Source organism: Arthrobacter agilis, from assembly GCF_002953615.1.
GTDB lineage: Bacteria > Actinomycetota > Actinomycetes > Actinomycetales > Micrococcaceae > Arthrobacter_D > Arthrobacter_D agilis_B.
In genome coordinates, this window is sequence record NZ_CP024915.1 from 3,066,797 (window position 1) to 3,072,038 (window position 5,242).

At 71.1% G+C, this 5,242-nt stretch carries 5 protein-coding genes; all 5 read right to left on the reverse strand.

Annotated features, from left to right (window positions below; translation table 11 throughout):
- Positions 1 to 1,147 (reverse strand): Gfo/Idh/MocA family protein (locus CVO76_RS14955; protein ID WP_208739958.1); only part of this gene is annotated, 1,147 nt, incomplete at its 3' end.
- Positions 1,144 to 2,052, reverse strand: a complete 909-nt coding sequence (locus CVO76_RS14960) for a sugar phosphate isomerase/epimerase family protein (RefSeq protein ID WP_347876212.1) — start codon at positions 2,050 to 2,052, stop codon at positions 1,144 to 1,146. The genes CVO76_RS14960 and CVO76_RS14955, both read right to left, overlap by 4 nt.
- A gap of 44 nt (positions 2,053 to 2,096) precedes the next feature.
- Positions 2,097 to 3,335 carry a substrate-binding domain-containing protein gene (locus tag CVO76_RS14965; protein ID WP_208741848.1) on the reverse strand — a complete coding sequence of 413 codons (1,239 nt, stop codon included), beginning with the start codon at positions 3,333 to 3,335 and terminating at the stop codon, positions 2,097 to 2,099.
- Positions 3,335 to 4,429, reverse strand: a complete 1,095-nt coding sequence (locus tag CVO76_RS14970) for an ABC transporter permease (RefSeq protein WP_208739959.1) — start codon at positions 4,427 to 4,429, stop codon at positions 3,335 to 3,337. The genes CVO76_RS14965 and CVO76_RS14970 overlap by 1 nt, the downstream gene beginning before the upstream one ends.
- A partial coding sequence (locus CVO76_RS14975; protein ID WP_208739960.1) for an ABC transporter permease occupies positions 4,426 to 5,242 on the reverse strand: 817 nt, incomplete at its 5' end. The genes CVO76_RS14975 and CVO76_RS14970, both read right to left, overlap by 4 nt.

Here is a 5,242-nt window from a genome sequence, read left to right on the forward strand (position 1 = left end):
CGTTCGCCGCGCTCGCCTCGAGCGCACCGAGGACCTGCTGCACCCTCAGGCCGTCCTCGAACGATGGCGAGGGGGCGCGGTTGCTGCGGATGGCGTCGAGGAAGTCGGCGGCCTGGCTGGTGAACGAGGAGTCCCAGCCAAGGGTGTGCCCCGCCGGCCACCAGGCGTCGAGGTAGGGGTGCTGCGGCTCGGTGACGAGGATGCGGGCGAAGCCCTGCTCCGTGCCGGGGGCGTCGGAGGCGAAGTACTCGAGCTCGTTGAGCCGTTCGAGGTCGAACCGGAGCGCACCACGGGAGCCGTACACCTCGATCTGCAGGGCGTTCTTGCGCCCGGTGGCGAAGCGGGAGACCTCCAGGCTGACGACGGCACCCGATGCCGTGTGCAGGGTGGCCCAGGCGGCGTCGTCGACCGTGACGGGTTCCGGCCCGTCCGGCCCCGGCCGCTCCGTCACGAAGGTGTTCACGGTGCCGGAGACGCCGACCACCTGCGCGTCGAGGAGGAAGTGGACCTGGTCGACGGCGTGGGACGCGAGGTCGCCGAGCGCGCCCGAGCCGGCGGTCTCCCTGCGGAGGCGCCAGGTCATCGGTGCCCGTTCGTCCGCGAGCCAGTCCTGCAGGTAGCTGATGCGGACCTGCCGCACGTCGCCCACGCGGCCGTCGGCGATCATCGCCCGTGCCTGTGCGAGGGCGGGCAGCCTGCGGTAGTTGAAGGCGACCATCGACTGGACGCCGCGGTCGCGGGCGGCCGCCGCGACGGCCGCGAGTTCCTCCGCCTCCGCGACGGTGTTGGCCAGGGGTTTCTCGAGCAGCACGTGCTTGCCGGCCTGCAGCGCGGCGATGGCCTGCTCGGCGTGGAGGTGGCCCGGCGTGCAGATGTCGACGATGTGGATGTCGTCCCGCTCCAGGACGGAACTCCAGTCCGTCGTGCTCTCCTGCCACCCGTACCGGCGTGCGGCATCCTCCACCTGCGCCGCGTCCCGCCCCACGATGACCTTCTGCTCGATCGCGGGCGAGTCGTAGAAGGAGCCGACATTCCGCCAGGCGTTCGAGTGGGCCTTCCCCATGAAGGAGTAGCCGAGGACGGCGACGCCCAGGGTAGCGGTGCGGGAACCTGCGGCGTCGGCGGGGGCCGGCACGGTGGTCGTCATGGTGTATCTCCTTGAAGGGCCAGGGCGGCCCGGGACTGGGATGGATCGGTGCGGCGGAGGAAGGCCAGGCCGTCCTCCGCCAACCGGTCCTGGGACGGCGCCAGGGGGCGCCAGACGGCTGCGGCCGTGGCGATGCTCGCGTTGTGCGCGGTGAAGCTCTCGATGTTCAGCGGTCCGCGGTACTGCACATCGTCGAGGGCGGCGAACACGCCCTGCCAGTCCGTCTGGTCCCCGCCAGGCGCACCGCGGTCGTTGCCGCAGACCTGGAGGTGGACCAGGTGCGGTCCGGCTGCCCGGATGGCATCGGCGGACGATCTCTCCTCGATATTCAGATGATAGGTGTCGAGCGCGAGTCCCACGCCACGCCCGAGCAGCGGCTGCAGTATTTCGAGGGCCTGCTCCACCGTGTTGACGAGCGAGGTCTCGTACCGGTTCAGCGGCTCGATCCCGAGGACCACGCCGGCCTCGACCGCCCGGTCGGCCACGGGAGCGAGGTTGTCCCGCAGCTCGGCGCAGGCGGCCGCGCGTCCGTCGTCGTCCATCCGCCAGAGCCGGCCCGTGTGCGCGTAGAAGGGGCCGCACACGCTCGCGGCACCGACGGCGGCGGCGAGGTCGATGCAGTCCTGGAGATAGCGCTGGGTCGACCGGATGGTGGCCTCCGGGGCGCCCACCAGCTCCCGGCCGGGCGCCATCGCCCCGACGATAGTGGGTACCAGGCCGGTCTCGGCCAGGATCTCGCGCAGCGCCGGGGCGGTGAGGTCCCCGGCGTCCTCGAGGGGGAGCTCCACGCCGTCGAAACCCATCCCGGCGATCCTCCGCAGGAGGGGAGGCAGGTCCGCGTCGGTCAGCGGGGATGTCCAGACCCACGTGTTGATCCCGAGGGTGCGGGCGATGCCGTCGTTCACGGTCCTGCCTCCTTCCGTTCCGTTCCCTGGTGGTGCGGCGGGCGTCAGGGGATCTGGCGGTCCTGCCAGACCTGCGGGTAGCCGGGGAGGTCCTCTCCGCCGAACTTGGCGTAGTGGCCGTCCGGCATGCCCTCGTTGGCGGTCAGGAACTCACCGCGTTCGTCCTCGGTGATCGGCGACTGGGGCAGGACCCACTCCGCCGGGACCTCCTCGCCCGCGAAGATCTTCTCCAGGGCGAGCAGCGGGGTGCGCCACTGGAAGTTCGAGTACACCGGCGCCAGCGCTTCGATGCCCGTCTCGTCCCACTTGCGCAGGAAGCTCATCTCGTCCTCGCCCGTCATGACGGGGAGGTCCGCCCCGGCGTCCTCGAACGCCTCGATCGCGGCGACGGCGCCGTCACCGGCGTCCATCCAGACTCCCTGCACGTCCCCGGTGGCGAGTTCGTCCGAGATGATCGACTTGATCTCCACCGGATCGGCACCGGTGAAGTAGTCGACCGCCTCGATGCCGTTCTCCTCGAAGATGCGCTCGGCCGCGGCCCAGCGCTGTTCCAGGACGTCGACGCCGGGGAGGATCCGCAGGGCCACCACCTTGTCGCCCTCACCGAGGCGCTCGCTGAGGAACTCCGCGGTGTCGATACCCCAGGCGAAGCCGCCGATCGGGTGGATGAAGGTGACGGCGCAGTCGGTCTGGACGCCACGGTCGAACACGATCACGGGCTTGCCGGTCTCGCACGCGCGCTCGACGGCGGGCGTCATGGCCGCCGTGGAGTTCGGGGAGATGATGAAGGCGTCGCAGTTCCCCTCGGCGATGAAGTAGTCGATGTCCGCGATCTGCGTGTTGTCGTCGTCCTGCGCGTCACGCGTCTCCATCTCCGAGATGACGCCGGAGTCCTGCAGCACCTGCAGCTGCTGGTTCATGGTGATCCAGCCCGTCTGCCGCCACGGGTTCGAGATCGACGCGTTGGAGAAGCACGCCTTCTGCGGTCCCTCGGCCGCGAAGGCGGAGGTGTCCTTCATCTCGCCGTCGATGTACTGCAGGTACGGCTGCTCGGGGTCGCCCTCGAAGGTGGCCGAGCGCTGCTGGTCCTGCTCGTCGTAGACGGCCTGGTCGAACCATTCCGTGCTGTCCTCGCTGGGTTGCGCGGCGGCGGTCTCCTCGGCGACCGCGCTCTCCTCCGCGGCCGGTGGATTCTCGATGGACGAGTCGGTGGTGCAGGCGGTCAGGGCGAGCAGCGACGTCGCTGCGATCACCGTGACCTTGCCCAGGATGCTTCCACGCATCATGTTCCTCCCTCATTGGTGCCCGGTGCGGGCTGCGGTGCTGTTATCGGACGGTGCTGGTCATGGGCCCGGGTGCTGGCGCCCCTGCGCTTGCGCTGCCAGTTCCGGGACGCCGCGGCGACGGCGACGATGATGATGGCGCCCTGCACGCTGTCGCGCCAGGTGGATTCGACGCCGAGGAAGTTCAGGAGCGTGAAGAGCAGTTCGAGGGCGAACGCGCCGGCGGCAGCGGACAGCACCCAGCCGCGACCGCCGCCCAGCACCACCCCGCCGAGGACGACGGCGGTGATCGCCGTGAATTCGTAGCCCTGGCCCACCGACGGGTGGACCCCCGCATAGCCCACGAGGATCACGCCTGCCACGGTCGCCGCGAGGGAGGACAGCATGAAGGCCCTGGTCCGGACCCACCACACCGGCGCGCCGGTCAGTGCGGCGGCGCGGTCGTTGTCGCCGACGGCCACGAGGGTCCGCCCGTAGGGCCGGCGCATGAGCCAGAAGGCGGCGGCCGCGGTGACGGCGAGGATGATCACGGGGTAGGGGAGGATCTCGAGGACGGGGACGTCCCGGATGCCGCCGCGGCCGATCTGCCGGAAGCTGTCGGCCGGATTGCCGGTCGCGGCGCCGCCGGTCCAGTACAGCACCAGGCCGAGCAGCGCGAGCATGGTCCCGAGGGTCACGATGAAGCTCGGCACCTTCAGCAGGGTGGTGACGAGGCCGTTCACCAGCCCCACGAACGCCCCGAACGCGATCATCAGGAGCAGGACTGGGAGGGTGCGCGACTCGTCCTCGCCGACCAGGTTGCCGGCGATGATGACCTGGGCGGTGACCACCGATCCCATGGAGAGGTCGAACTCGCCGGAGACGATGACGAAGTACTGCCCGATCGCCGCGATGGCGATGGGGGCCGTGCGGCCGATGAAGCGGATCAGCGAGCCCGGCTCGCCGAACGAGGGATTCGCCGCCAGGACGGCGGCCAGGAGGACGGCGACGAGGACGAAGATCGCCCCGCTCGGTGTGCGCAGCGCGCGCAGGACGCGCTCGCCGCGGGGGGAGCGGTTCTGCTGGAGGACGGCGCGTCCTGTGGCCACGCTCATGCCGGTACCTCGTTCCGCGTGCCCGGTCCTTCGCCCGCCGACGAGCCGTCCGGGCCGCCGGGCCTGCGCCGCGGTGTCCCGGGGCCCGCCGGCGGGCGGTCCTCGCCCTGCCGGGCCGGGCCGCGGCCGAACCGGGCCGGACGGTGGACGGTCCGGCGCCGCGCGTACACGGCCACGGACACGACGATCACGATGCCGCGGACCACGTCCTTGAGGAAGGGGTTGATCTGCAGCACGCTCATGATGTTGTCCAGCATGGCGAAGATGAGGACGCCGCCCAGCGTGCCGATGAGCGAGCCCTTGCCGCCCGCGAGCAGTGTCCCGCCGAGGACGACGGCTGCGATCGACAGCAGGTCGTAGCCGCCCTGCGAGCCGATGGTGGGGCTGCCGACGCCGAGGCGTGCGGCCAGCAGCAGGCCGGCGAGCCCCGCCAGGGTGGAGCAGATGACGTGCGCCGCGAGCACCGGCGTCCGGGTCCTGACGCCGGACATCCTCGCGACGGAGGCATCACCCCCGACGGCGTAGATGGCGTGCCCGAGCCGCGTGCTGTTGAGCATGACCAGTACGACGGCGGCACAGGCGAGCATGATGAGCGTGGAGACGGGGACGGGGCCGATGCCCGTGGCCCCGATGAGGCGGAACGCGAGCGGCGCCTGGCCCGAGCTGCCCTGGTAGGTGGACCCGAGGTAGCCGCTGACGATCAGGCCCATGCCGAGGGTGGCGATGAAGCCGTGCACCTTCAGCCCGGCCACCACGGCTCCGTTGGCCAGGCCGATCAGGGCGGAGACGAGGAGCGCCACGATCACGGCGGGG